The organism is Acidibrevibacterium fodinaquatile (genome assembly GCF_003352165.1).
Classification (GTDB): domain Bacteria; phylum Pseudomonadota; class Alphaproteobacteria; order Acetobacterales; family Acetobacteraceae; genus Acidibrevibacterium; species Acidibrevibacterium fodinaquatile.
Genome location: NZ_CP029176.1, coordinates 1,416,315 through 1,442,137, shown reverse-complemented (window position 1 = coordinate 1,442,137; position 25,823 = coordinate 1,416,315). Strand labels below are relative to the sequence as shown.

Genomic DNA, 25,823 nt, shown 5'->3' with positions numbered 1-25,823 from the left:
CTTTCCGCTCCCGTCCCGCTTGCCGAGACGCCCGCCGCCGGAACCTTGCTCGCCGGCAAGCGCGGCCTGATCATGGGGGTCGCCAATGACCGCTCGCTCGCCTGGGGCATTGCGCATGCCTGCGCCGCCCAAGGTGCTGCGCTCGCTTTCACCTACCAAGGCGAAGCCTTGGAGCGCCGCGTGCGGCCGCTCGCCGCCGGCATCGGCTCTGATCTCGTCTTCCCATGCGATGTCGGCGAAGAAAACAGCATCGATGCCGCCTTCGCCGCCCTTGCCAGGCGCTGGGATCGGCTCGATTTCCTCGTCCATGCCATTGGCTGGGCAGATAAATCCTATCTCCGCGGACGCTATCTCGACACGCCGCGCGAGGCCTTCCTGCAGGCTCTCGATATTTCCTGCTATAGCTTCGTCGCCGTGTCGCGGCGCGCGGTGCCGATGATGGGGCCGGGCGGGGCGCTGCTCACCCTTTCCTATCTCGGTGCTGAGAAGGTGATCCCGCATTACAATGTCATGGGGGTTGCCAAAGCCGCGCTCGAGGCGTCGGTGCGTTATCTCGCCGCCGATCTCGGTGGCGCCGGCATTCGGGTGAATGCGATCAGCGCCGGCCCGATCAAAACGCTGGCGGCCAACGGCATTGGCGATTTCCGCTATATTCTGCGCTGGAATCAACTCAATTCGCCGCTCGAGCGCAACACCACCATCGAGGATGTCGGCGGCGCTGGGCTTTATCTTCTCTCTGACCTCGCTTCCGGCGTCACCGGTGAGGTCCATCACGTCGATTCCGGCTATCACATCGTCGGCATGAAGAACCCGGCGGCGCCCGATATCGCAGCCAGCACGGATTAGAAAAAGAGCTTCGTTCTTTTTTGAAAAAAAGAACCAAAAAACTTTTATCCCGTTTCCTCGGCGCGGGCAGTGCCGTAGGCACTGCCCAACGGACAAAAGTCTTTTTGCTTCTTTTTCTTCAGAAAAAGAAGAGTCTTCCTGGGCTTCCCCCTGATCGTATGGCCACCTCATGTCCCATAACAGTTTCGGCCATCTCTTGCGCGTGACCACCTGGGGCGAGAGCCATGGCCCGGCGATCGGCTGTGTCGTCGATGGCTGTCCGCCGCGAATCGCGCTCTCAGAGGCCGATATCCAGCCTTTCCTTGACCGACGCCGCCCCGGCCAGTCGCGCTTTACCACCCAGCGCCAGGAAGCCGATCGGGTGCGCATCCTCTCTGGCGTCTTCGAGGGGCAAACCACCGGCACGCCGATCGCGCTCGAGATCGAAAACACCGATGCCCGGTCCAAGGATTATGAGGCGATTGCGGCGCGCTTTCGCCCCGGCCACGCCGATCTCACCTATGAACTCAAATACGGCATCCGCGATCCGCGCGGCGGCGGGCGATCTTCGGCGCGCGAGACGGCGATGCGGGTCGCTGCTGGCGCGATTGCGCGCAAGGTGCTCGGGACGGGGGTGACCATCCGCGGCGCCCTCGTCCAGATCGGCGACAAGCCGGTCGAGCGCGGCAATTGGGACTGGGCGGAGGTCGCGCGTAATCCGTTTTTCTGCCCCGATCGCGTGTGCGTCGGCGTTTGGGAGAGCTATCTTGCCGAGATCCGCAAATCCGGCTCCTCGGTCGGCGCGGTGGTCGAGATCGTCGCCGAGGGCGTGCCGCCGGGATTGGGCGCGCCGCTTTATGGCAAACTCGATGCCGATCTCGCGAGCGCGCTGATGGGGATCAACGCCGTCAAGGGCGTGGAAATCGGCGACGGCTTCGCCGCCGCCCGCTTGCGCGGCGAGGACAATGCCGACGAGATGCGCATGCAGGACGGCGCGGTTTTATTCGCGAGCAATCACGCCGGCGGCATTCTCGGCGGCATTTCGACCGGCCAGCCGATCATTGCCCGCTTCGCGGTCAAGCCGACGAGTTCGATCCTCACCCCGCGCCGCTCGGTCGACCGCACCGGCCACGACGTCGAGGTCGCAACCCGCGGCCGACATGATCCCTGCGTTGGCATCCGCGCGGTGCCGGTGGGCGAGGCGATGATGGCGCTCGTCCTCGCTGACCATTTGCTCCGCAACCGCGCCCAGAACCCGGACAGCCCCGAGCAGCCGCGTCTGCCGCGCAATTAGCGAGGCTTGGCCGTCAGCCGAGCAAACGGCCGATCACGCGCGCCGTATAGTCCACCACCGGGATGATGCGGGCATAATTGATCCGCGAAGGGCCGATGACGCCGATCGCGCCGACGATGCGATCAGCGGTGTTGCGCGCCGGGGCGACGATCATGCTGAGGCCAGAGGCATCAAACAGCCCACTCTCGGCGCCGATGAAAATCCGCACCCCTTCTGAGACCTCGACCAGTTCGAGCAGCTTGAGCATGGTTTCCTGGGTTTCCAGCCGCTCGAACAAAGCCTGGATGGTCGCAAGCCTCTCGATCTCGGTGACATCGGCCAGAAGCCGCGCTTGGCCGCGCACGATCAAGCTGCCGCCACGCCCCTCGCCCGTCCAGGTCGCGAGCCCGGCGGCGACGATTTGCGTTGCGAGCGTATCGAGCTCGGTGCGATCGGCGGCGATTTCCTCGCTCACCACGCGCCGGACCTCCTCGATCGAGCGGCCGGAGAGGCGGGCATTGAGATAATTGCTCGCTTGCTGCAGCGCCGCCGGCGGCAAGCCGGGCGGCGTGTCGATGACCCGGTTTTCGACCTGGCCATCGGCATTGACGAGGACGACGAGGGCGCGGCCAGTGCCGAGCGGGACGAATTCGATATGCTTGAGCGGCCCCTCGGCCTTTGGCGCAAGCACCAGGCCCGCGGCCGCGGAGAGACCTGAGAGCAGGCTTCCGGCTTCGGCGAGGGTGGTCTCGAGACTGCGCCCGGAGGCTTGCAGCGCCGCGCTGATGGTCTCCTGCTCCTCCTCCGAGAGGTCGCCGAATTGCAGCAAGCCGTCGACGAAGAGCCGCAGCCCGCGATCGGTCGGCAGGCGGCCGGCGGAGGTATGCGGCGCGTAAAGCAGCCCCTGCTCGGTGAGATCGGCCATGACGTTGCGGATCGTCGCCGGCGAGAGGGCGAGCGGCAGGCGGCGCGACAAGGTACGGCTCCCCACGGGCTCGCCGGTCGCGACATATTGCTCGACGATTTCGCGCAAGATCGCGGCCGAACGCGCATCAATGACCGACGGCGACAGGCCGGAACGGGGGGGAATGAAGGGCGTGACCGGTTTCTGATCCATCATACGGATAGCATTACGCCATAGAGGTTAGGAACTCGTCTCGCCAGGGTCAACAGAGGCTCGGCGCGCGCGAGCATGTCGGCGCGAAAGTGATCACTTCGTCGCCATGACGGGCACTGAAGCTGCCTCCCGCGCCTTCTCGGCCCGGAAGGCGAGCGCATAGAGCGCCGGCAGGAATACCAGCGTCAGCACCGTCGCAACCAAAAGACCGCCGATCATCGCGAGCGCCATCGGCCCCCAAAAGACGTTGAAGCTGAGCGGGATGAAAGCGAGTGCCGCGGCCAGCGCGGTCAGCACCACCGGCCGCGCGCGGCGCACCGTGCTTTCGATGATCGCCTCGCGGAGCGGCAAGCCCGCCGCCTGATCTTGCCGCACCTGATCGACGAGGATGATGGTGTTGCGCATGATCATCCCGCCGAGCGCAATCACCCCGAGCAGAGCGACGAACCCGAACGGCGCATCGGCGAGCAGCAGCGCCAGCACCGCGCCGATCAACCCAAGCGGCATCGTCGCCAGAACCAGCAGCACGCGGCGGAGATCTTGCAACTGGATCATCAGCAGCAAAAGCAGCGCGCCGACCATCACCGGGAAAACCGCGACCAAAGCGGCGTTCGCCTTGGCCGATTCTTCCACCGCGCCGCCGGTTTCGACATGCACACCCGGCGGCAGCGCGAGGGCGCGGATACGCGCCTCGGCGGCCGCGCTCACGTCGATCGCCTGCAACCCGTCCTGCAGCTCGGCCTCAACGATGAGCGTCGGTTGGCGGTTGCGCCGCCAGAGAATCGGCTCCTCGGTTTGCGGCTCCAGCCGGGCGATCTGCGCGAGCGGCAATCCGCCAGCGGCGGTCGGCACGATGAGATCGGGGAGATGGGCGAGATCGCGCCGCTCCTCGGGGGCGGCGCGCAAGACAACGTCAATCACCTTGGTGCCATCGCGAATCTCGGTCGCGACGAGGCCCGAGAGCAGCGCATCCAGTGTCGCCGCGATATCGGCGGGCGCAAGGCCGAGTTCGCGCACCCGCGCTTGATCGAGCGCAAGACGGAGCGAGGGCGCGCGCTCGCCCCAGGCGAGCTGCGCATCGCGCGCGCCAGGGGTTTCGCGGAGCGCCGCCAAAACCTGATCGGCGGCATGCCGCACGCCGGCGAGATCATCGCCCATCACGCGAAACTGCACCGGAAACCCGACCGCCGGCCCGAGTTCGATGCGCGAGACGTGAAGCCGCGCCGCCGGCACGCCCTCGCCGGCGGCAAACGCCAGGAGCCGCGCCCGCACCCGCTCACGCGCCGCCATATCGCGCGTCGTCATCACGATGGTCGCGACCGCGTTATTGGGCAGCGTCGGGTTGTACGAGAGAATGAATCGTGGCGGGCCACCACCGATATAGCTCGTGTACCACAGAACGTCGCGATCCTTGGCAAGCAAATCTTCAACTTTGGCGACCGCAGCCTCGGTTGCGGCATGGCTCGCGCCCTGGCGCAGGGTGACGTCAACGATCAATTCGGGCCGGGCCGAGGCCGGAAAAAATTGCTGCTTCACCAGTCCGGCGCCAGCAACCGCAAGCACGAACAGCGCAACCGTCGCCAGGGTGACGGCGCCGCGATATTGCACCGCGAAGGTCACCATCCGCCGCAGTCGCCGGTAAAGTGGCGTCCGATAGATCGCCGCGTGGGACAGGGCTTTTTTCGGCTGCGGCAATAAGAGAACCCCGAGATAGGGGGTGAAAACCACCGCGACCACCCAGCTCGCCAGCAACGCCACGGCAACGACCCAGAAAATGCCGCCAGCATATTCACCGGTCGAAGAGCGCGCGAATCCGATCGGCAAAAATCCCGCGGCCGTCACCAAGGTTCCGGTCAGCATTGGAAACGCCGTCGATTGCCAGGCAAAACCCGCCGCGCGCTCTCGCTCCCACCCCTCTTCCAGCTTCACCACCATGGTTTCGACCGCGATGATCGCGTCATCGACGAGCAGGCCGAGCGAAATGATCAGCGCGCCGAGCGAAACCCGCTGCAATTCGATCCCAAGCAGATCCATCGCGACGAAAACCAGGGAAAGCGTGAGCGGCACCGCCAGCGCCACGACGATTCCCGTCCGCCAGCCCAACGAAAAGAATGAAACCAGAAGGACAACACCGAGGGCGACGGTAAATTTGAGCAGAAACTCATCGACCGATTCGGCGATGACTTTCGGCTGATCGGCGATTTGTTGCAAAACGATGCCGGTCGGGAGATCGGCGCGGATGTCCGCCGCGGCCGCGCGCAGCGCGACGCCAAAGGCCAGCCGGTTGACGCGCGGCTGTGTTGACACCGCAACCACCACCGCCGGCGCACCGTCATGGCGGATGGAAAAAGCCGGTGGATCCTGATAGCCGCGATGGATTTCGGCGATGTCCCCGAGCCGGAGCAAAGCGCCATTGGCGGTGATCGGCACCGCGGCGAGGCTGCGCGGTCCGGCCAGTGCGCCTGCGACGCGGAGCGGCACCTCGGTGGTTCCGGTTTGGATCAGCCCAGCCGGCGCCAGCAGGTTCTGGCGCGCGATCGTTTGCGCGATCTCCGGCACCGTAACACCGAGCGCGGCGAGCCGGCTTTGCCGGAAGGTGACATCGATGGTGCGGGGAATTTCGCCAAGGATGGTGACTTTTTCTGCCCCCGGCACTTTGAGAAAGCGATCACGCACGCGCTCGGCCTCGCGCGTCAGCGCGGCGTTGTCGGTGCCGGTGAGCGCAAACACCGCGCCATAGACATCCGCGTATTCGTCGTTGACGATCGGGCCAAGGACGCCCGGCGGCAGGTTGGGACGAAGATCGTCGAGTTTTTTGCGTGTCTGATAAAACAGTTCCGGCACGTCTTTGGGCGGCGTCGAATCCTCGAACAGCACCATCGTCACCGCGAGACCGGGCTCTACATACGTGAAAAAATTGTCGAGATGGGCGAGATCCTGCAGCTTGCGTTCGATCGGGTCGGCGACGAGATTTTGCGTCTCCGCCGCCGTCGCGCCCGGCCATTGCGCCGACACCACCAGCAGTTTGAGGGTGAAATTCGGATCTTCGTTCCGCCCGAGCCGGGTATAGGAGAAGGCGCCGGCGACAAAAATCAGCGCGATCAAAAATCCGGTAAGCGCGCGATGCCGAACCGCCCAGGCTGAGAGATTGAATCCGCTCACGCCATGCCCCCGCTCATGCGCCCGCGTCGCGTGCGATCACTCGGCCGCGGGCAGCGTATCGGTGATGCGTACACGCGCCCCGGGATCGAGTTTCTGCGCCCCGAGCGCGACCACCATCGCGCCGTCGGCAAGGCCGGAGACGGCGACGCGATCTTGCTCAAAGCGGCGCAGTGTCACGGCTTGCGCGGCCAGCGTGCCGTCTGGTTTGACCGTCCAAACGCTCGGCCCGTCACCGCGATCGATCAGCGCCGCCGCCGGCAGCAGGGCGATGCGATCAGCCCCGCGGACCGCGAGATGGAGTGTCGCCGACATGCCATAGGCGACGAACGCGGGGGCATCCACCAGCACATAGCGCGCGGCATAGGTGCGCAGCCGCGGGTCGGCGCTCGGCGCGAGTTCGCGCAGCCGCGCCGCGAGCACAAAGCCCGGCCGCGCCCAAAGCGTCACCGTCGTGTCCGGGCGATCGGCGTCGGCCAGCGCCTGCTCGGGGAGCGAGACGACGATTTCGGGTGGGCCGGCCTCGGCGAGTTCGAATACCGCCTCCCCCTCCGCAACCACGCTGCCACGATCGCGCAGCACGGCGGTGATCACCCCATCCTGCGGGGCGCGCAATTCACCGTCGGATAGGCGGCGTTCGGCCAGCGCCAGCGCCGCGGTGGCGGCGGTGACGCGTTCGGCGGCGGTGCCGGCCGCGGCCTGCTTGGCCTCATCGGCGGCGGCAGCGGTCCAACCGTCACGGCGGAGTTCGGCGCTCCGCCTGGCATCCGCCAACGCCTGCGCCGCCTGCGCACGGGCGGCGGCGAGGTCGGCCGCGGCGCTGCGGACAGCGAGCGCCAGATCTTTCGGGTCGAGCCGGGCCAGCACATCCCCCGCTTTGACCCGCGCACCAACATCGACCAGGCGCTCGGCGATGCGCCCGCCGGCGCGAAAGCCCAGCGCCGGCGCCCGGCGCGGCGCGATAATGCCGCTATAGTCCCTGGTCTCGGCATCCGCGGTGAGCGCGACCGAAACGACCGCGACCGGGCGTGGCGTGTGCTCGACACGCGCCACCGTCCGCTCGAAGCAGCCGCCAAGCAGCAGCGCGGGCAGCATCAAAACGGCGAGCGGCGGAAGGCGGACGGGGACGGGCATGGGCTCTCTCCGGGCAACGCGGCGAGCCTGGCTGATTAAATGACGTTTGTCAATAATCGTCAGAAAACAATCATCACTCTGGCGACCCGTCCGGGCGCAAGGCACGCAGGCAGAAATTGGCCGTGCGTTCGGCGATCGCGGCGAGATTTTCGTCCATCGCCAGGCACTTCTCGACCATCGCGGGATGGGTGAAAATCGCGCAGGCGCCATGAAGAAAGCGCACGACATCCTCGCCGTCGAGGCGGGCGAAAACCCCCTGCGCCTGTCCCTCATCGACGATGTGACGAAACGCGGCGTCGATCTCGTGGATATGCGCACCGACGATCGGCCAGTTTTCCTGCAAGGCGGCGGCGATCATGTCATACATCCGCCGTTCCTTGAAAAACCGATCTTCGGTCTCGCGCTGCAGAAGATGAAATAGCGCGCGCACGCGCTCCGGCGGGCTACCGGGGCCGCGCGCCACCTCCCAGGCCGCGGCATCGAGGCCGGCGAGAATGCGCGCACAGATTTCCTGATTGATCGCCGCTTTGCTCGCAAAGAACCGATAGACATTGGCCGGCGACATATGAAGTTCGCGGGCAATATCGGCGACCGTGGTTTTCTGATAGCCGAGGGTGCGAAACAACCGCTCTGCCGCATCGGTGATGGCAGCGCGGGTCGCGCGACCGGTGGGGCTAAGATCGGCATGGGGTGACGCTGACATGGCCGTCAACTTATGACGATCGCCGTCATCTGTCATCTCTGTCCCGCCATCCGCCGCCGCCGCGACGATCCGTTATCCCCCCATGACGATCAGCGCCGCCACCAGCCGCGCTTGCGCGGCGCCTCGGGGGGGGTATCGGCGACGATATCGGGTGTGCCGGTCTCGACGTTCACCACGACGGGCTCGGGCACCGGCGGCGCGGCCATGGCGGGCGGCGCGGCGGACATCGGCGGCTCAAGCGGCAACAGTTCCGGCTGCGGGGCGCCAGGCAGAGCGAGATCGGGAAGCGCCTCGCCATCGGCCGCGACCACGGTCTTGCGCCGGCGCGGCGCAAGGGGCGTGCGGCGGGGCGTGCGGGGGCGGCGCTTCGGCGCCGCCTCGCCCGCTGGCGCGGCCTCCACTTCGGACGCGGGGGCAGCGTCTGAACCGGCCGCAGCGTCCGTCGTGGGGTCGGCCATTGTCGCGACCGCCAACGGGGCCATCAATGGGGCCGGCGCGTCCGCCGCGACGTCCTGCGCCGGCGCGGCGACGGCGTCGGATGCGGCGGGCTCGGATGCGAATGGCTCGAACGCCATGTCCGGTGGCGCCTCGCCGCTCGGCGCCGCTTCTGCCTCGCCGATCTCTTCCGCGTCCACCGTCAAGACCGGCGTGGCGGCGGCCTCGTTGCCGGGCGCCATCTCCTCGCGCCGCTTGCTTCCGCTCCGGCGGCGGCGGCGGCGGCGGCGTTTGCTGCGCTCCTCGCCTTCGGCGAGCTTCCCCTCCGCAGCACTTTCCCCAGCCGCGCGTTCGGCGTCCGGCGCGACGAGTGCGGGCTTCGCCACCACCGGCGCCTCCGCCGCAGCCGACTCCTCGGGCGCCCGCGCGAGCAGCCGCGGCGCGCTGGCTTCACCCTCGCCCTGGGTCCGGGTTTGGGCGCGGATGCGTTCGATGCGAATCTGCTGGCCGGTCAGGCTGGCGTCGATCTGGAACGCAACCCGCATCCCGAACCGGGTCTCGATCTCCGAAAGCAGGGTCCGCTTGTTGTTGAGGACATAGAGCACCACCGGCGCCGCCGCATGCACGGCGATTTCGGCGGCACGACGCTTGGCACCTTCTTCCTCGACCGCGCGGAGCACGTGGATCGCGGCACTTTCGGTGCTGCGGACATGGCCAAGCCCGCCGCAATGCGGGCACGTGACGAGGCTGGTTTCGGTGAGCGAGGGGCGGAGCCGCTGGCGGCTCATTTCCAGGAGGCCGAAATGGCTGATCGAGCCGACCTGAATGCGGGCGCGATCCTGCTGCAGCGCCTCTTTCAGCCGCCGCTCGACCTGGAGATTGTGGCGGCGCTGCTCCATGTCGATGAAATCGATGACGATCAGCCCGGCAAGGTCGCGCAGCCGCAATTGCCGCGCCGCCTCCTCGGCGGCTTCGAGATTGGTGCGGAGCGCGGTATCCTCGATATCGCGTTCACGCGTCGCGCGGCCGGAATTGACGTCGATCGCGACCAGCGCCTCGGTCTGGTTGATCACCAGATAGCCGCCGGAGCGGAGCGGCACGGTCGGGCTGAACACCGCCTCGAGCTGGGATTCGATTTGGTGATGCGCAAAAAGCGGCGTGCCGCCATCGTTCCACGCGATCACCTTGTTGGCATGGCTCGGCATGAGAAGGCGCATCAATTCATGCGCGCTCCGCCAGCCCGCCTCGCCATCGACGATCACCTCGTCAATGTCGCGCGAATAGACGTCACGGATCGCCCGCTTGATCAGCGAGGCGTCTTCATAGATCAATGCCGGGGCGATCGACGCGAGGGTGGTTTCGCGGATATCGTCCCAGAGTCGCAAAAGATATTCGCAATCGCGCTTGATCTCCGGTTTCGGACGGTTGGCCCCGGCGGTGCGGACGATCATGCTCATCCCGTCCGGAATGCCGAGTTCGGCGATCACTTCCTTGAGGCGGCGGCGATCGGCGAGCGAAGTGATCTTGCGCGAAACCCCACCGGCGCGCGACGAATTCGGCATGAGCACGCAAAAGCGGCCGGCGAGCGAGATATAGGTGGTGAGCGCCGCGCCTTTGCTGCCGCGCTCCTCCTTCACCACCTGGACCAGCATGATCTGGCGGCGGTGGATGACCTCCTGGATTTTGTACTGGCGCAGAAAGCGGGGCAAAAGACGCGGCTCGCGCCCCTCCTCGCCACTCTCGCCGTCGCCGCCGCCGAAGGTCTCGGGCGCCTCGCGCTCGGGCCGATCACCCTCGGTTTGTTCGCTCTCCGGCGGGTCGTTGTCAGAGGGCGCGGCGGACGCCGCCGCGCCGTCCTCGCCGGCGCCGCCAGCGCTGGCCGGATCGGCGGCAAAAAGCGCATGGTCCTCGACCGCCGGCTGCTCGCCCGGCGGCTGGTCGGGCGCAGCCATGGCGGCCGGCAACTCATCATCGGAATCGTCGTCATCGCCGGCCGCGGCGGCCTGCATGGCGAGAAGCTTTTGGCGATCGGCGACCGGGATCTGGTAATAATCGGGATGGATTTCGCTGAACGCGAGAAACCCGTGGCGATTGCCACCATACTCGACGAAAGCGGCCTGGAGGCTGGGTTCGACCCGCACCACCTTGGCGAGATAGATATTGCCCTTGATTTGCTTGCGGGCGACGGTCTCGACGTCGAAATCCTCGATGCGATTACCGTCGATCACGACCACGCGGGTTTCTTCCGCGTGGGAGGCATCGATGAGCAGGCGTTTGGTCATGGAAATGAAAACTCCGGAGCGGCGCCGGGAGCGCTGCGCAAAACAAGCTCCACCGGCGACGGGAAAAGCGGGAAAGAGACCGCGGGCGACCGCTCTCACACCGATCAAACATAGCGCCCGCGGCCTCGGGGGAGGCGCTGCGGGCATCGGCATTGCGAGAAGAGTGAAAAATCACGGTCGGGCAAACAATCTCAAGGTTACGGGCGGCACGGCCGACAGGTCGGCGAACACCGCAATAGATCAGCGCAAACCAGTGCCAGCTGCACCGGACATGCTATTCGCCAGGCACGAAAACGCCTGACCGGGCACAATCCGCACGGGCTACCGAACCCGCCAGCACCCCGCAGACGGAGCAAAACACCCCTCCGCGCTCGCCAGCAAGTTAAAAGACATCATGACGCAATCCCGGCCCGGCTGCAAGGCATCCCGTCAACCCCAACCCCGGACGCCCTGGCAGGCGTCGCGCTCAGGCCGAAAATCCCGGCGCCAGCCCCTCTCAGGCGAGATCGAAGCGGTCGCTGTTCATCACCTTCACCCAGGCGGCGACGAAGTCGGTGACGAATTTCTCCCGGCTGTCAGCCTGCGCGTAAACCTCGGCATAGGCGCGGAGAATGGCGTTCGAGCCGAATGCGAGATCGACGCGGGTCGCCGTCCATTTGACCGCGCCTGACTTGCGATCGCGGATCTCGTAGAGATTTTCGCCGACCGGCACCCAGCGCATGTTCATATCGGTGAGGTTGACGAAGAAATCCTGGCTCAGGACGCCGACCCGATCGGTGAACACGCCGTGTTTCGTGCCGCCGTGATTGGTCCCAAGCACCCGCATGCCGCCGACCAGAACCGTCATCTCGGGGCCCGTCAGGCGCATCAGCTGCGTGCGTTCGAGCATCAGCTCCTCAGGCCGCGCCGCGTAATCCTGCTTGAGCCAGTTGCGATAGCCGTCATGGATCGGCTCGAGGACGGCAAAAGACGCGGCATCCGTCATCGCCTCGGTGGCATCGCCGCGCCCCGGCGCGAACGGCACGGTGATCTCGACCCCGGCCGCCTTGGCCGCGCGCTCGATGCCGACATTACCGCCGAGCACGATGACATCGGCAAGGCTCGCGCCGGTCTCGCGGGCGATCGGCGCCAAGACCGAGAGCACCTTGGCGAGACGCGCCGGCTCGTTCCCCACCCAATCCTTCTGCGGCGCAAGGCGGATGCGCGCGCCATTGGCGCCGCCGCGAAGATCAGAGCCGCGGAAGGTCCGCGCGCTGTCCCACGCGGTTGCGACCAGTTCGCTGACGCCAAGCCCGCTCGCCGCGATGCGCGCCTTGACCGCGGCGATATCGTAATCGCGGCGGCCGGGCGGGATCGGATCCTGCCAGATCAGATCCTCTTTCGGCACGTCGGGGCCGAAATAGCGCGCTTTCGGCCCCATGTCGCGATGGGTGAGCTTGAACCAGGCGCGCGCGAAAACTTCCGAGAAATACGCCGGATCCTTGTAGAATCGCTCTGCAATCGGGCGATAGCTCGGGTCCATCTTCAACGCCATGTCGGCATCCGTCATGATCGGATTGCGCCGGATCGAGGGGTTGAAGGCATCGACGGGCTTGTCTTCCTCGCGAATTCCGATCGGCTCCCATTGCCAGGCGCCGGCGGGGCTTTTCTTCAGTTCCCACTCGTAATTCAGAAGGAGATGGAAATAGCCATTGTCCCACTTCGTCGGATGGGTGGTCCAGGCGCCCTCGATGCCGCTGGTGATCGCATCCGGCCCGGCGCCGGTGCCGCTCGGATTGTGCCAGCCAAGCCCCTGTTCCTCGAGATCCGCCGCCTCCGGCGCCGGGCCGAGGCGCGTCGCATCGCCATTGCCATGCGCCTTGCCGACGGTGTGGCCGCCGGCGGTGAGCGCCACCGTCTCCTCATCGTTCATCGCCATGCGCTCGAACGTGACACGGACATCCTGGGCGGTCCGCAGCGGATCGGGATGGCCGTCAACGCCCTCGGGATTGACGTAAATCAGCCCCATTTGCACAGCGGCGAGCGGGTTATCCAAGGAGGCGCGATCATCGTTTCCATAGCGCTGGGCGCTTTGCGCGAGCCATTCCTTCTCGCCGCCCCAATACGTATCTTTTTCCGGATGCCAGATATCCTCGCGCCCGAAACCAAAGCCAAACGTCTTCAATCCCATCGATTCATAGGCGATGGTGCCGGCAAGGATGATGAGATCCGCCCAACTCACCGCGTTGCCGTATTTCCTCTTGAGCGGCCACAAAAGGCGGCGCGCTTTGTCGAGGCTGACATTGTCGGGCCAGGAATTGAGCGGCGCGAAACGCTGATTGCCGTGCCCGGCGCCACCGCGCCCGTCGGCGATGCGATAGGTTCCCGCCGAATGCCAGGCGAGCCGGATCATCAGCCCGCCATAATGCCCCCAATCCGCCGGCCACCAATCCTGGCTGTCGGTCAAAAGCGCGTGGAGATCCCGTTTCAGCGCCGCGATATCGAGCGTCTTCAACGCCTCCCGATAGCTGAATCCGGCGCCCAGGGGATTGGTTTTGGTGTCGTGCTGATGCAGGATGTCGAGATTGAGGGCGTTCGGCCACCAAGTCATCACCTGGTCGCGAAAAGCGGTGTTGCCGCCATGCATCACCGGGCATTTGCCAGCCGCTGTGGCGCGATCTCCATCCATGACATTGACCTCCGTGTCAAAAACGCCGCGCGGCCACCCTGCCGCGTTCGTCGCTGCGGCGCCAGTGTGGCAAAGGCCTTGGGTGGCACGCCAACGAAATTTCTTGGCGAGCGCCATCGACCCAAGCGATGACGCGAAAGCGTTTCCCCACCCACCCTGGTTTCGCTACCTTTTCGCGCGATCTTTGGGGAGAAACCACGCCATGACCGCCCTCCGGCCCGTCACCGTGCTCGACACGCATGAGGTTTTCAACCAGCCGCCGCCGCTCGAAAATAGCAATCTTTTCACCAGCGACCGCGCCTTGATGGACGCGGTGGCAAACGCCGGCGGCGCCCGCCATGAGGCACGGCTCGCCGCCCTCGGCGCGCGCGCCGGCTCGGCGGACGCCATCGCCTGGGGTATCGCCGCTGAGCGCAACCCGCCGGTCTTGGAAAATTTCGACCGCTTCGGCCAGCGCATCGACGAGGTCACCTTCCACCCCGCCTATCACCAGTTGATGGCGCTCGGCCTCGAAAGCGGCTTTGCGAAGCTCGCCTGGGACGGGACGGAGGCGGGCCATGTCGCCCACGCCGCCATCCTCACCCTCACCGGCATGGTCGATCCCGGCACCAGTTGTCCGATGACGATGACCTACGCCGCCATCCCCAGCTTGCGCGCCGAACCCGCGATCGCCGCCGTTTGGGTGCCGCGCATCCTCGCCGGCCGCTACGATCCCGCTTCGCGCCCGGCCGCGGAAAAAGCCGGGGTCACGATCGGCATGGCGATGACCGAGAAACAGGGCGGCTCCGATGTCCGCGCCAACACCACCCGCGCCGAAAAAATCGCGGACGGCAATTGGTATCGCCTCACCGGCCATAAATGGTTCTGCTCGGCGCCGATGTCTGATGCGTTTCTCACGCTCGCCTATGCCAAAGACGGCCTCACCTGCTTTCTCGTCCCGCGCTGGCTGCCCGATGGCACGCGCAACGCCGGATTTCGCATCATCCGCCTCAAGGACAAGCTCGGCGATCGCGCGAACGCCTCCTCGGAAATCGACTATCATGGCGCGCTCGCCGAACGCGTCGGCGCGGAGGGCCGCGGGATCGCGACCATCCTCCAAATGGTTCAGCACACGCGGCTCGATTGCGCCATTGGCTCGGCCGGGCAAATGCGCGCGGCGCTGGCGCAAGCGCTCTGGCACACCGCCCATCGCACCGCCTTTCAGCGGCGGCTGCTCGATCAGCCGGCGATGGCGGCGGTGCTCGCCGATCTCGCGATCGAAAGCGAAGCCGCGACGGCGCTCGCCTTCCGCCTCGCCGCCGCGCTCGACGCGGCGGATCCGCTCGCCCGCATTCTGCTCCCGTGCGCCAAATATTGGATTTGCAAACGCGCCCCGGGCTTCGTTGCCGAGGCGATGGAGTGCGTGGGCGGCGGCGGTTATATCGAGAGCGGGCCGATGCCGCGGCTTTTTCGCCAATCGCCGCTGAATGCGATCTGGGAGGGCTCGGGCAATGTCATCGCGCTCGACGTGCTGCGCGCGCTCGCCCGCGAGGCGGCAAGCGTTGCCGCACTCCGGGCGTTTCTCGAGGCGGCACGCGGCCGCGAAAGGCTCTATGATGCCTGGATCGCCGAGATCGCGCTCGAACCTGCTGGAGAAGCGCAGGCGCGGCTGCTCGTCGAGCGGATCGCGCTCGCCGCCAGCGCCGCCGTGCTCCTCACCACGGAAAACCCGCTCGCCGAAGCCTTTTGCCGCCTGCGCCTCTCGCCACGCGGCGCCGCTTACGGCGCCTTCGATGCGGCGATCGACACATCGCCAATCCTTGCGCGGGCGATGCCGGCGTAAGGCAAAACGTAAGGCGCGGGCGCCGCCGCCTCCGGAAAACTCAATCGCGGTGCGAGCGCGGGACGAAATCGCGCATCGGCGCGCCGGTATAGAGCTGGCGCGGGCGGCCGATGCGCTGGGAGGGATCCTCGATCATCTCTTTCCACTGGCTGATCCAGCCCACGGTGCGCGCGACCGCGAACAGCACCGTGAACATGCTGGTCGGAAAACCCATCGCCTTGAGAATGATGCCGGAATAGAAATCGACGTTGGGATACAGCTTTTTCGAGATGAAATACTCGTCGCTGAGGGCGATCCGTTCGAGTTCGATCGCGAGATCGAGCAGCGGGTCGTCCTTGATGCCGAGTTCACCGAGAACTTCGTGGCAGGTGCGCTGCATGATCTTGGCGCGTGGGTCATAGTTTTTATAGACGCGATGGCCAAAGCCCATCAGCCGAACATTGCTGTTCTTGTCTTTGACGCGGGCGATGAACTCGGGAATGTGATCGACATGGCCGATTTCCTCGAGCATTTTCAAAACCGCCTCGTTGGCGCCGCCATGCGCCGGGCCCCAGAGGCTCGCGATGCCGGCGGCGATGCAGGCGAACGGATTGGCGCCGGTCGAACCGGCAAGGCGCACGGTGCTGGTCGAAGCGTTCTGCTCGTGATCGGCGTGCAGGATCAGAATCCGGTCCATCGCGCGTGAGAGGATCGGATTGACCTTGAACGGCTCGGCCGGCACCGCGTTCATCATGTAGAGAAAATTCTCGGCGAACGAGAGATCGTTGCGCGGATACATGAAGGGCTGGCCGATCGAGTATTTATAGGCCCAGGCAGCGATCGTCGGCACCTTGGCGATCAGGCGGAAGGCGCTGATGCGGCGATGCTCGGGATTATTGATGTCGAGACTGTCGTGATAAAACGCCGACAAGGCGCCAACCACCCCGCACAACACCGCCATGGGATGCGCATCACGGCGGAAGCCGTTGAAGAAGCTGCGCAACTGCTCATGCAGCATGGTATGGCGGGTGACGCCGCGCTCAAACTCGGCGAATTCGGCGTCATTGGGCAACTCGCCATTGAGGAGGAGATACGCCACCTCGAGAAAGGTCGAATGCTCGGCCAATTGCTCGATCGGATAGCCACGATAAAGCAAGACTCCCTCATCGCCGTCGATATAGGTGATCTTGCTTTCGCAAGACGCCGTGCCGCCATAGCCGGGATCGAAGGTGAAGACCCCGAGTTCGTTGTAAAGCTTGCGGATGTCCAGCACCTCCGGCCCGATCGTGCCCGCCAGCATGGGCAATTCCGCGCTCTGATTATGCCCGGGAATGGTGATGACGGCGGAGCTCTTGGTGGCGTTGCTCATGCGTGTGTCCCCTGTGGCGGCGCGCGCCGCGCGTTTGTTGGCGTGTCGGCTATCGGGCCGGTGCTGCGGCGTAGATAAGAGTGAAATCGCCGGCAAAGCAACCTTCGCAGACGCAGCAAAATCGCGTGATTATTGCCAGAATGGTTTAAGCGCCTGTAAACGCTCGCGTGCCCGCTCCGCTTTGCGGAGCGCGCGCGGCACGCCGGCGGCGGCGAGACCGAGCGCCATGCCTTGCGCCACCGCCAAATCGTCAGCGCCGGCATGATCAGGCGTGAGGCCGCGCACCAGGCGGGTGGTGGTGGTGGCGTCGTTGATCGTCCCCAGCCATTCTTGCAGCGCCGCGAGGCGGCGGAGAAAGCGCGCCATGCGCCGCGGCGGAAAGCAGGGCGCGAAAATTTCGCCGAGATAGCGGAGCCGCTTGGCATCCAGCCGCAAGCGATGGCGCTGGTCCGGCCCGAGTTCGGCGAGCGTCGTCACCCGGCGGAGTTTTCGCGCCCGCCGTTCGAGCCTCTCGCGGGCAAATTCGCCAAAAGAGAGCGCGGTCGCACCGCTTTCCGGGCCGTCGCGCCCCGCGGCGACGTCTTCGGCACCGAGGACAAGCAGCGGCAGGATCGCAAGCAAGACGTCGAGCCGGCGCCCCCCCTCCCCCGCCCGCCAGGCGCCGAGCGCCGCATAGGCCTCGTGCCAGCGCCGAATCGCTCGCGGCAAAAGCTGCGACGGCGCCGGATCATCGGGAAAGGCGAGGGCAAGATCGCGCCCGATCCCCGCCATGAACACATCCCAATCCCGCGCCGGGGCGAGACTATGGCTGAAATCGCGCAGGCTTTGGCGAAGTTCGGCGAGCAGCGGCGCGCACAGCGGCGCGAACACGGCGATCGCGGCGCGCAGCCGGCGAAGGGCGACGCGGGTTTGATGCACCGGCTCAGGGTCGTGCGCGGCGCTGGCCGGCCCTGGCGCCCGCGCCAGGGCGGCGAGCTGGGCGCGCAAACTCGCCCCACGCGCCGCCAGAATCTGGCGGGCGGCGAGCGCAAGGGGGGTTGCCGCGTCAAGGCCGGCGATGGGATCGGGAGGGGGCGGCAAAGCAACGCCAAGGGCGCGATGGGCGGCGAGAGCGGGGAGCGGCGCGGGGAGTGGCGCGAGCGGCAGATCCTCGGCAAGCGCCCGCGCTGCCGCCGCGACCGCGAACGCCGGCCCCGCCAGCGTCAGACGAAAGACGCGCCCCCTCCCGCCGGCGACGAAGGCCCCGGCGGTGATCTCGAGCGTGATGCCCGGCACATTGCGACTGACATAGCGCCGCCGCCGGCCGATCATGCCGCCGAAAACGACCCCCTCGCCGCAGGATAAGGCGCCCGGCCGCAGCGCCATCGCCTCTCCCGCGGCATTGAGCCCCCAAAATTCGACGAGACGCGCCGAGATGCGCCCGCCATGCAACCCGAGCGCCCAAAACCCCGGCGCGCGGCGCAGCCGGGGCACGGCCTCGGGAGGGAGAAGGAGGTCGAGCCGCGCCGCGGTGGTGGTCTCCAGTCGCCGCGCGGGCTCGCCGGCGATCATCCCTCGGCCGCGGTGAGATCGCGCGGCGAGAGGAAGCGGAGCAGCCGCGCCGGCCCGACGCCGAGCGCCGCCCAAGGGCCGCCATACGCAAATTCGAGCAGGGTTCCGGTCGGCAACCCTGCGGCCAGCCGCGTCACGATCTCGCGCCGCTCGCCATCATCGCGATGATCGGCAAGCCGCAGCGCGCAATCATGCAAACCGGGGTTATGGCCGATCACCAGCACGCTGCGGACGGTTTCCGCGACCTCCGCCAGAATCCCGATGATCTGCTCGGCGCTCGCGAGATAAAGTTGCGCCATCGTCTCGACCAGCGGCGTCTCCTCCCAAGGTTCGAGGGCGGCCAGCGTCTCGATCGCGCGCCGGGCGCTCGAGACCAGCACGAGATCGGGGAGCAAGCCGCGCGCGCGCATCGCCGCGCCGATCGCGCTGGCATCGCCGCGCCCGCGCGCCGTCAGCGGTCGTGCGTCATCGGGAATACCAGGGCCGGCGGCGGCCGCTTTGGCGTGGCGCAGGAACAAAAGCTGGTGCATGCGGGCGGAAAACCATGACGGACGATGTGATCCACGTCATCTTGCCATCTTCGGCGGCGTTTGTCGCCCACCCCGCTTGCGAGAGACCGCTAGAGCAAGGTAGGTTTTGATTGAACCACCCGGTTCAATCAAAACCGGCCAGCTTGCTCGCCAAAATAGGGGTAGAGCGTGATCGACTTAAACCGATCGCGCTCTAGCGCCCGGCTTTGGCCTGCTGCTCACGCGCGATCGCGGCGCGGATCAAATCCCGCGCCTCCGCGGCGTCGCCCCAGCCCGAGAGCTTTACCCACTTGCCCGGCTCGAGATCCTTATAGTGTTGAAAGAAATGCTGAATCTGCTCGAGCGTGATCTCGGGAAGGTCGGTGTAGTTTTTCACATGGGCATAGCGCTTGGTGAGGTGGGGCGATGGCACGGCGAGGATTTTTTCATCGAGGCCGGCATTGTCCTCCATGCGCAAAACGCCGATCGGGCGCACATTGATCACCGCGCCGGGAATGATCGGGCGGGTATTGGCGATCAACACATCGGTCGGATCGCCATCCTCGCACAAAGTATGGGGCACGAAGCCGTAATTGCCGGGATACCGCATCGGCGTGTACAAAAACCGATCGACCACCAGCGTCCCCGCCGCCTTGTCCATTTCATATTTGATCGGCTCGCCGCCAACCCCGACCTCGATCACGACATTGACGTCGTCCGGTGGGTTTTGGCCAATGGCGATGGCATCGAGACGCATGGCGACACTCCGAGAGCAGGAAAAACCGAATAGGCCGCGCTCGTTACCATGGATCCGCCTCGCGCGAAACCGTGCTGCAGCGCAAAATCAGCCGTCAGCGCGCGGTACCCAAGGAATGCGCGCGACCTCGATGCCCTCCTCGGCGAGTTGCTCGGCCTGCTCGCGGCTGGCCTCGCCATAAATCGGGCGGACAGCGCTTTCGCCAGCATGGATACGCCGCGCCTCCGCGGCAAAGTCGGCGCCAACATAGTCGCAATGTTTCTCGATCTCGGTGCGCAGCCGCTGCAAGACCGCGCGCACCTGATCAGGGAGGTGTGGGCCCGCGACGGCTTTCGGCGGCGCCATGGCGGCAGTGGCGGGTGCGGCCGCGTCCCGCCGCGCCAGCGCCGGCGCCATCAGCGCCCGGGTGACGCCGCGATCGCCGCAATGCGGGCACGAAAGCAGACCCTTCGCCGCCTGCTGCTCGAAGGCGGCGCTGCTCTTGAACCATCCGTCGAAAGCGTGGTCGGACGGGCAGCGGAGCTGGTAGTGGATCATCGCGCGGGCCGCATCACGAGGTCGTCTCGATCAGGCCGCTTTGTGCAGCAACCGATCGAGCTTGCCGGCGGCCTCCAGCGCATGGAGATCATCACAGCCGCCGATTGCCTGGCCGTCGATGAAAATCTGCGGCACCGTTCTCTGCCCGCCCGAGCGCCGCATCGCCTCGGCCCGCGCCGCCGAACCGGCGGGCGCATCGATCTCCTCGAACGCGACCCCCTTCTGCGTCAAAAGCCGCACCGCGCGCGCGCAATAGGGGCAGAAAGCCTGGGTATAGATCTCGATCTTCGGCATGCCGATCTCCGTGTCTCAGAAAGAAATGTTCTTTCCTGGTGACGCTGGCAAGGGGTGGGGCCGGTTCGGGGGCGCAAAAGAGGCGCCGAGGTCGCGTGCCGGCATCAATGAAACCGCGGATCGGCGACGCGGGCGAGCGCCAGGACATCGACGGCCCGCGCACCGGCGGCGAGCAAGGCACGGGCGCAAGCATTGCTGGTGGCGCCGGTGGTCAGCACGTCATCGATCAGAAGAATGCGCCGCCCGGCGATCGCGGCCGCGCGGCCGGGGCGAACCGCGATCGCGCCGGCCATGGTCTCCGCCCGCGCGCGCGCCGAAAGATCGCCGAGCATCGGCGTCGCCCGCACGCGGCGAAGCGCATCGGGGAGCATTTTCCGCCCAGAAAGCCGCGCCAGCGCCCCGGCGAGCAGCGCCGCCTGGTTGTAACGCCGCGCAAGCAAGCGCGTCCGATGGAGCGGCACCGGCACCAGAAGATCGGCCTCTTCGAGCAGTGCTGCGCCGGCGCGGGCCATGAAGCGGGCGAGCGGCCGGGCGAGATCGGTGCGGTCGCCATGCTTGAACGGCAGGATCAAGCGCCGCGCCATCGCATCATAGCGAAAGGCTGCCCGGGCGCGCGAAAAAACCGGCGATTGCTGGCGGCAATGGGCGCATAGCCCGTCACCACCGGCGAGTGCGGCATAAACGAAAGGCGCGCCGCAGCGGACACAGAACGGCGCGGTGATGAAGGTGACCCCCTGAAAGCAAGCGGCGCAGAACTGCCCGGGTGCCGCGACCGGCCGGTCACAGGCAAGGCAGAGCGGCGGCAGCAGGAGATCGAGCAGGCCGCGCCCGCAGCGCTGCAGAAGCCGCGCCGGCCTCGGCGCGGCGGCGGCGCTCACGCCGCGAGACGCGTGCGGATCGCGGCCAAGGCGGCCTCCGCCCGCGACCCGTCCGGCCCGCCCGCTTGGGCGAGATCGGGGCGACCGCCGCCGCCCTTGCCGCCGACCGCCTCGCTCGCCGCGCGCACGAGATCGACGGCGTTGAACCGCGCGGTCAGATCGGGCGAGACGCCAACGACGATGCTCGCCTTGCCGTCAGCGGTGGAAACCAAGGCGACGACGCCGCTGCCAAGCTGCTTTTGGATGGCATCGGCGAGGCTTTTGAGTTCGCGCGCCGCGACTTCGCCGAGATTGCGGGCGGCGAGTTTCACCCCGCCGACCTCCTCGATCGCCGCCTCCGTGCCGCCGGTCGCGAGCTTGCGCTGCAAGGCGCTGATTTCGCCCTCGAGCCGCCGGCGGTCCTCGAGCAGGGCCTGAACCCGCGCCGGCAAATCGGCGGGATGGGTGCGAAGAGCCGCGGCGGCGGCGGCAAGGCGCCGATCATTCTCGGCAACCAGCGCCATCGCGCCGGCGCCGGTCGCCGCCTCGATGCGGCGAACCCCGGCGCCAACCGCGCTTTCCGCTTCGATGCGGAAAAGACCGATATCGCCAGTGCGCCCGACATGGGTGCCGCCGCAGAGTTCGATCGACCAGGCCGGCTTGTTGCCGTCTGGCGCGCCCATCATCACGACCCGCACCTCATCGCCGTATTTTTCGCCGAACAAGGCCATCGCGCCGAGTTCGACCGCCGCCGCCGGCGTCATCAGCCGCGTGGTGACGGCGCTGTTTTCGCGGATACGGGCATTCACCTCCGCTTCCACCGTAGCCAAATCCTCGGCGCTCAGCGGGCGCGGGTGGCTGATGTCGAAACGCAGCCGATCGGGCGCATTGAGGCTGCCTTTTTGCGTCACATGGCTGCCGAGCCGGCGGCGCAGCGCCTCGTGCAGAAGATGGGTCGCGGAATGGGCGGCGCGGATCGCGCGGCGCCGGTCATGGTCGATCTCAGCATGAACGGCGGCGCCGACGCGGGCGGTGCCGGCCTCGATCCGGCCGAGATGGACGAAAAGATCGCCGAGCTTCTTTTGCGTGTCGGTGACGAGGATGCGCAAGCCCTCGGCGCCGGTGATTTCCCCACTATCGCCGACCTGGCCGCCGCTTTCGCCATAAAACGGCGTCTGATTGAGGATGACCGCGACCTCCGCCCCCGGCTTGGCTTCGGCAACCGGCGCGCCGTCCGCGACCAGAGCAAGGATGGTCGCATCGGCGGCCTCGGTCGCATAGCCGAGAAATTCGCTGGCGCCGATCTTTTCGCGAAGTTCGAACCAGACGCGCTCGGTCGCCGCCTCCCCCGACCCCGCCCAGGCGGCGCGGGCGCGGGCGCGCTGGCTTGCCATCGCCGCCTCGAACCCGGCGAGATCAACGCTGCGGCCCTGCTCGCGCAGCGCATCCGCGGTGAGATCGACCGGAAACCCATACGTGTCATAAAGCCGAAAGGCGACCTCGCCGGGCAGCGCCGCCCCTGCCGGCAGATCCGCGACCGCCTCGGCGAGAAGATGCAGCCCGCGCTCCAGCATCGCGGCAAACCGCGTCTCCTCCAGCGCCAGCGTCTCCTCGATCAGCACCTCGGCACGGCCAAGTTCGGGGTAAGCAAGCCCCATCTGGCGTAAAAGCGCCGGCACCAGCCGGCACAGCAAGGGCCGATCGACGCCCATCTGGTGGGCGTGGCGCATGGCACGGCGCATGATCCGGCGCAGCACATAGCCGCGCCCCTCGTTTGAGGGCAGGACGCCATCGGCGATCAGGAAAGCGGAACTCCGCAAATGGTCGGCGATGACGCGGTGGCTCACTTTGTGCGGCCCGTCGGGTGCCTGGCCGGAGGCTTCAGCACTGGCGAGGATGAGGGCGCGGAGCGTGTCGGTGTCGTAATTGTCGTGCTTGCCCTGGAGGATCGCGGCAAACCGCTCGAGCCCCATGCCGGTATCGATCGAGGGACGCGGCAGCGGCCGGCGCTCGCCGGGCGGATCCTCCTCGAACTGCATGAAAACGAGGTTCCAGATCTCGATGAAGCGGTCGCCATCGGCATCCGCGCTTCCGGGTGGGCCGCCGGGGACGCTATCGCCATGGTCATAGAAAATTTCCGAGCACGGACCGCAGGGGCCGGTATCGCCCATGCGCCAGAAATTATCGCTGGTCGGGATGCGGATGATGCGATGTTCGGGCAACCCCGCGATCTTGCGCCAGAGCATTGCCGCGTCATCATCCTCGGAATAGACGGTGACCAGGAGGCGCTCGGGCGGCAACGCGAAATCGCGGGTGATCAGCGTCCAGGCCAACTCGATCGCGACATCCTTGAAATAATCGCCGAAGCTGAAATTGCCCAGCATCTCGAAAAACGTGTGATGGCGGGCGGTATAGCCGACATTGTCGAGATCGTTATGCTTGCCGCCGGCGCGCACGCATTTCTGCGCCGTGGTCGCGCGGCGATAGGGGCGGGTTTCCTGGCCAGTAAAGACGTTCTTGAACTGCACCATGCCGCTGTTGGTGAAGAGAAGGCTCGGGTCGTTGCGCGGCACGAGCGGCGAGCTTTCCACCACTTGGTGGCCGTTGCGGGCAAAAAAATCGAGAAAGGCGGCGCGAATGTCGTTGCTGCTGGGCATCGTGACCGGAAGGCCCCTGGCTCTCTGGGTTGGCTATGATCGAAGCAAAACCCATTACCGCAGGCGCCCCCGCCTGTCACCTTGGCGCGGTCACGGACTTTACTGGCCGAGTTCGACGAGCACGATTTCCGCCCCGTCGTCAGACGCCAGGGTGATCTCGCTCTCGCCCGCGATCGCGGCGCCATCGCGCGGGCCGAGCCGCTCGCCATTGACCGTGATCGTGCCGCTGGCCGCAACGATATAGGCGCCGCCGCCTTGCGGCAGGCGGCAGCTTACGCTCTCGCCGGCCGCGAGCCTGCCGGCGAGCACCGCGGCGTCGGCATAGAGCGGCAAGGCCCCGAGCCCGTCATGCGCCGCCCGGCCGCTCGCCAGCACCTGCAAACCGCCGCCCTCGCGCGGGAATTGCCGCGTCCCCCAGCCGGGCGCAACGCCGCGCTGATTGGGCATAACCCAGATCTGGAAAAGCCGCGTCGGCACCGCTTCGAGATTATATTCGGCATGAACGATGCCGGTGCCGGCATGCATCACCTGAACATCGCCGGCCTCGGTGCGCCCCTCGTTGCCGAGACTGTCGCGATGGGTGATCGCGCCATCGCGGACATAGGTAATGATTTCCATTTCGCGATGCGGGTGCGGGTCGAAGCCACGCTGCGGCGCGATCTCGTCGTCATTCCACACCCTGAGCGGGCCGAACCCCATCCGCTGCGGGTCGTGATACTCGCCGAAGCTGAAATGATGACGGGCATTCAGCCACTCATTGCGAAACCGGCCGAGGCCGGCAAACGGGCGAAGATCGATCATGGTGCCGCTCCTGCTATTTTTCTTCGATATCGAAGGATAGGGAGCGAGTCAATTCTCGACAAGGCATGCCGTGATGACCTTTTGCTCCGGGCGCGCTGCGTCGGCGGCGGAATTTCCTAGAGCGCGATCGGTTTAAGTCGATCGCGCTCTACACCTATTTTGACGAGCAAGTTGGCCGGTTTTGATTGAACAGGATGGTTCACTCAAAACCTACCTTGCTCTAGAGCGCGATCGGTTTAAGAGCCCCTTTCAAAACCGCTTGTACCTTGATTCAATTTGATTCATGAAGGGGCATGCCCGCGCCCCAACTCTCCGACAGCCTGTGGTCGATCCTCGAACCCTTGCTCCCTCCGCCGCGCCCGCGGCCAAAGGGTGGCCGGCCGCCGATCTCGGCACGCGCCGCGCTGACGGGCATTCTGTTTGTGCTACGCAGCGGCATTCCCTGGGAGATGTTGCCTCGCGAGATGGGCTGCGGCTCTGGGGTAACCTGCTGGCGGCGCCTGCGCGACTGGCAAGCGGCCGGCGTTTGGGAGCGGTTGCACCGCGAGTTGCTGCGCCGCTTGCAAGACGCCAACCGCATCGACTGGAGCCGGGCCGCGCTGGACAGTTCCGCCATCGCGGCAAAAAAGGGGGTGCCGCGACCGGGCCGAACCCGACCGATCGGGGCCGTCCCGGCACGAAACGCCACCTCGTCACGGACCGTCACGGTATCCCGCTCACGTTCGCCCTGACCGGGGCCAATGTGCATGACAGCGTGCCCTTCGAGCAGATGCTCGATGCGATCCCAGCGATCCGCGGCAAGCGCGGCCGGCCGCGGCGCAGGCCGAGAAAGCTGCACGCGGACAAGGCCTATGATCATCGCCGCTGCCGCCGCGCCTGCCGGCAGCGAGGCATCACGCCGCGCATCGCCCGGCGCGGCGTCGAGACCAGCGAGCGTCTCGGCCGCTATCGCTGGGTCATCGAACGCACCTTCGCCTGGCTCAATCGCTTCCGGCGTCTCACCATCCGCTACGAGCGGCGCATCGATATCCACAGCGCGTTTACAAGCATCGCTTGCTCCCTCATCGCCCTCCGGGCTCTGGAGGGAAGGTTTT

Annotated in this window: 18 protein-coding genes and 1 pseudogene; 4 read left to right on the top strand and 15 right to left on the bottom strand. The window is 66.5% G+C overall.

The window, feature by feature from the left end; translation table 11 throughout:
* Positions 1-72 precede the first annotated feature (72 nt).
* Positions 73-846, top strand: coding sequence for an SDR family oxidoreductase (locus DEF76_RS06970; RefSeq protein ID WP_240319231.1), 774 nt, complete (start codon positions 73-75; stop codon positions 844-846).
* Between the two features lie 169 nt (positions 847-1,015).
* On the top strand, positions 1,016-2,119 hold the full coding sequence (gene aroC, locus DEF76_RS06965) for a chorismate synthase (protein WP_114911709.1): 1,104 nt from the start codon (positions 1,016-1,018) through the stop codon (positions 2,117-2,119).
* A gap of 13 nt (positions 2,120-2,132) precedes the next feature.
* Here aroC and hrcA read toward each other — a convergent pair whose 3' ends face one another.
* From hrcA to katG, 6 genes are all read right to left on the bottom strand, one after another.
* Positions 2,133-3,218 (bottom strand): heat-inducible transcriptional repressor HrcA, encoded by a 1,086-nt coding sequence (gene hrcA, locus DEF76_RS06960; RefSeq protein WP_408842717.1) that lies wholly within the window; start codon positions 3,216-3,218, stop codon positions 2,133-2,135.
* A 90-nt stretch (positions 3,219-3,308) separates the two neighbouring features.
* Entirely contained in the window at positions 3,309-6,377 is a 3,069-nt protein-coding gene (locus DEF76_RS06955; RefSeq protein WP_114911708.1) for an efflux RND transporter permease subunit, read from the bottom strand.
* Between the two features lie 36 nt (positions 6,378-6,413).
* A complete protein-coding gene (locus DEF76_RS06950) occupies positions 6,414-7,508 on the bottom strand; it encodes an efflux RND transporter periplasmic adaptor subunit (RefSeq protein WP_162800519.1) in 1,095 nt (364 codons plus the stop codon).
* 73 nt (positions 7,509-7,581) lie between these two features.
* On the bottom strand, positions 7,582-8,211 hold the full coding sequence (locus DEF76_RS06945) for a TetR/AcrR family transcriptional regulator (RefSeq protein WP_114913731.1): 630 nt from the start codon (positions 8,209-8,211) through the stop codon (positions 7,582-7,584).
* 89 nt (positions 8,212-8,300) lie between these two features.
* Complete coding sequence (locus DEF76_RS06940) at positions 8,301-10,928, bottom strand: Rne/Rng family ribonuclease (protein ID WP_114911706.1); 2,628 nt, start codon at positions 10,926-10,928, stop codon at positions 8,301-8,303.
* A gap of 496 nt (positions 10,929-11,424) precedes the next feature.
* On the bottom strand, positions 11,425-13,596 hold the full coding sequence (gene katG, locus DEF76_RS06935; RefSeq protein WP_114913730.1) for a catalase/peroxidase HPI: 2,172 nt from the start codon (positions 13,594-13,596) through the stop codon (positions 11,425-11,427).
* A 202-nt stretch (positions 13,597-13,798) separates the two neighbouring features.
* Here katG and DEF76_RS06930 point away from each other — a divergent pair, with 202 nt between their 5' ends.
* Positions 13,799-15,418, top strand: coding sequence for an acyl-CoA dehydrogenase family protein (locus DEF76_RS06930; protein ID WP_114911705.1), 1,620 nt, complete (start codon positions 13,799-13,801; stop codon positions 15,416-15,418).
* A 40-nt stretch (positions 15,419-15,458) separates the two neighbouring features.
* Here the strand turns inward: DEF76_RS06930 and gltA are convergent, their stop codons facing one another.
* The 9 genes from gltA to DEF76_RS06885 all read right to left on the bottom strand — a co-directional run bounded on the left by gltA (position 15,459) and on the right by DEF76_RS06885 (position 24,729).
* Positions 15,459-16,766, bottom strand: coding sequence for a citrate synthase (gltA, locus tag DEF76_RS06925; RefSeq protein ID WP_114913729.1), 1,308 nt, complete (start codon positions 16,764-16,766; stop codon positions 15,459-15,461).
* Between the two features lie 129 nt (positions 16,767-16,895).
* Positions 16,896-18,317 carry a CHAD domain-containing protein gene (locus tag DEF76_RS06920; RefSeq protein WP_114911704.1) on the bottom strand — a complete coding sequence of 474 codons (1,422 nt, stop codon included), beginning with the start codon at positions 18,315-18,317 and terminating at the stop codon, positions 16,896-16,898.
* Positions 18,314-18,847 carry a SixA phosphatase family protein gene (locus DEF76_RS06915; RefSeq protein ID WP_114911703.1) on the bottom strand — a complete coding sequence of 178 codons (534 nt, stop codon included), beginning with the start codon at positions 18,845-18,847 and terminating at the stop codon, positions 18,314-18,316. The genes DEF76_RS06920 and DEF76_RS06915 overlap by 4 nt, the downstream gene beginning before the upstream one ends.
* 193 nt (positions 18,848-19,040) lie before the next feature.
* The gene (ppa, locus tag DEF76_RS06910) at positions 19,041-19,583 is read right to left on the bottom strand and encodes an inorganic diphosphatase (RefSeq protein WP_114911702.1); all 543 of its coding nucleotides are present in this window, start codon (positions 19,581-19,583) and stop codon (positions 19,041-19,043) included.
* An 87-nt stretch (positions 19,584-19,670) separates the two neighbouring features.
* On the bottom strand, positions 19,671-20,120 hold the full coding sequence (locus tag DEF76_RS06905) for a DUF1178 family protein (RefSeq protein ID WP_114911701.1): 450 nt from the start codon (positions 20,118-20,120) through the stop codon (positions 19,671-19,673).
* Positions 20,121-20,150: 30 nt separating this feature from the next.
* Complete coding sequence (gene grxC, locus DEF76_RS06900) at positions 20,151-20,414, bottom strand: glutaredoxin 3 (protein WP_114911700.1); 264 nt, start codon at positions 20,412-20,414, stop codon at positions 20,151-20,153.
* 104 nt (positions 20,415-20,518) lie between these two features.
* The gene (locus DEF76_RS06895) at positions 20,519-21,292 is read right to left on the bottom strand and encodes a ComF family protein (RefSeq protein WP_240319131.1); all 774 of its coding nucleotides are present in this window, start codon (positions 21,290-21,292) and stop codon (positions 20,519-20,521) included.
* Complete coding sequence (gene alaS, locus DEF76_RS06890; protein WP_114911699.1) at positions 21,289-23,928, bottom strand: alanine--tRNA ligase; 2,640 nt, start codon at positions 23,926-23,928, stop codon at positions 21,289-21,291. Before alaS ends, DEF76_RS06895 begins: the two co-directional genes overlap by 4 nt.
* A 99-nt stretch (positions 23,929-24,027) precedes the next feature.
* Positions 24,028-24,729, bottom strand: coding sequence for a pirin family protein (locus DEF76_RS06885; RefSeq protein ID WP_114911698.1), 702 nt, complete (start codon positions 24,727-24,729; stop codon positions 24,028-24,030).
* Positions 24,730-25,022: 293 nt separating this feature from the next.
* On the opposite strand from DEF76_RS06885, the pseudogene DEF76_RS06880 reads away from it, so the two are divergent.
* Positions 25,023-25,741 (top strand): annotated as a pseudogene (locus DEF76_RS06880) (IS5 family transposase); the annotation flags it as partial.
* Between the last annotated feature and the right edge of the window lie 82 nt (positions 25,742-25,823).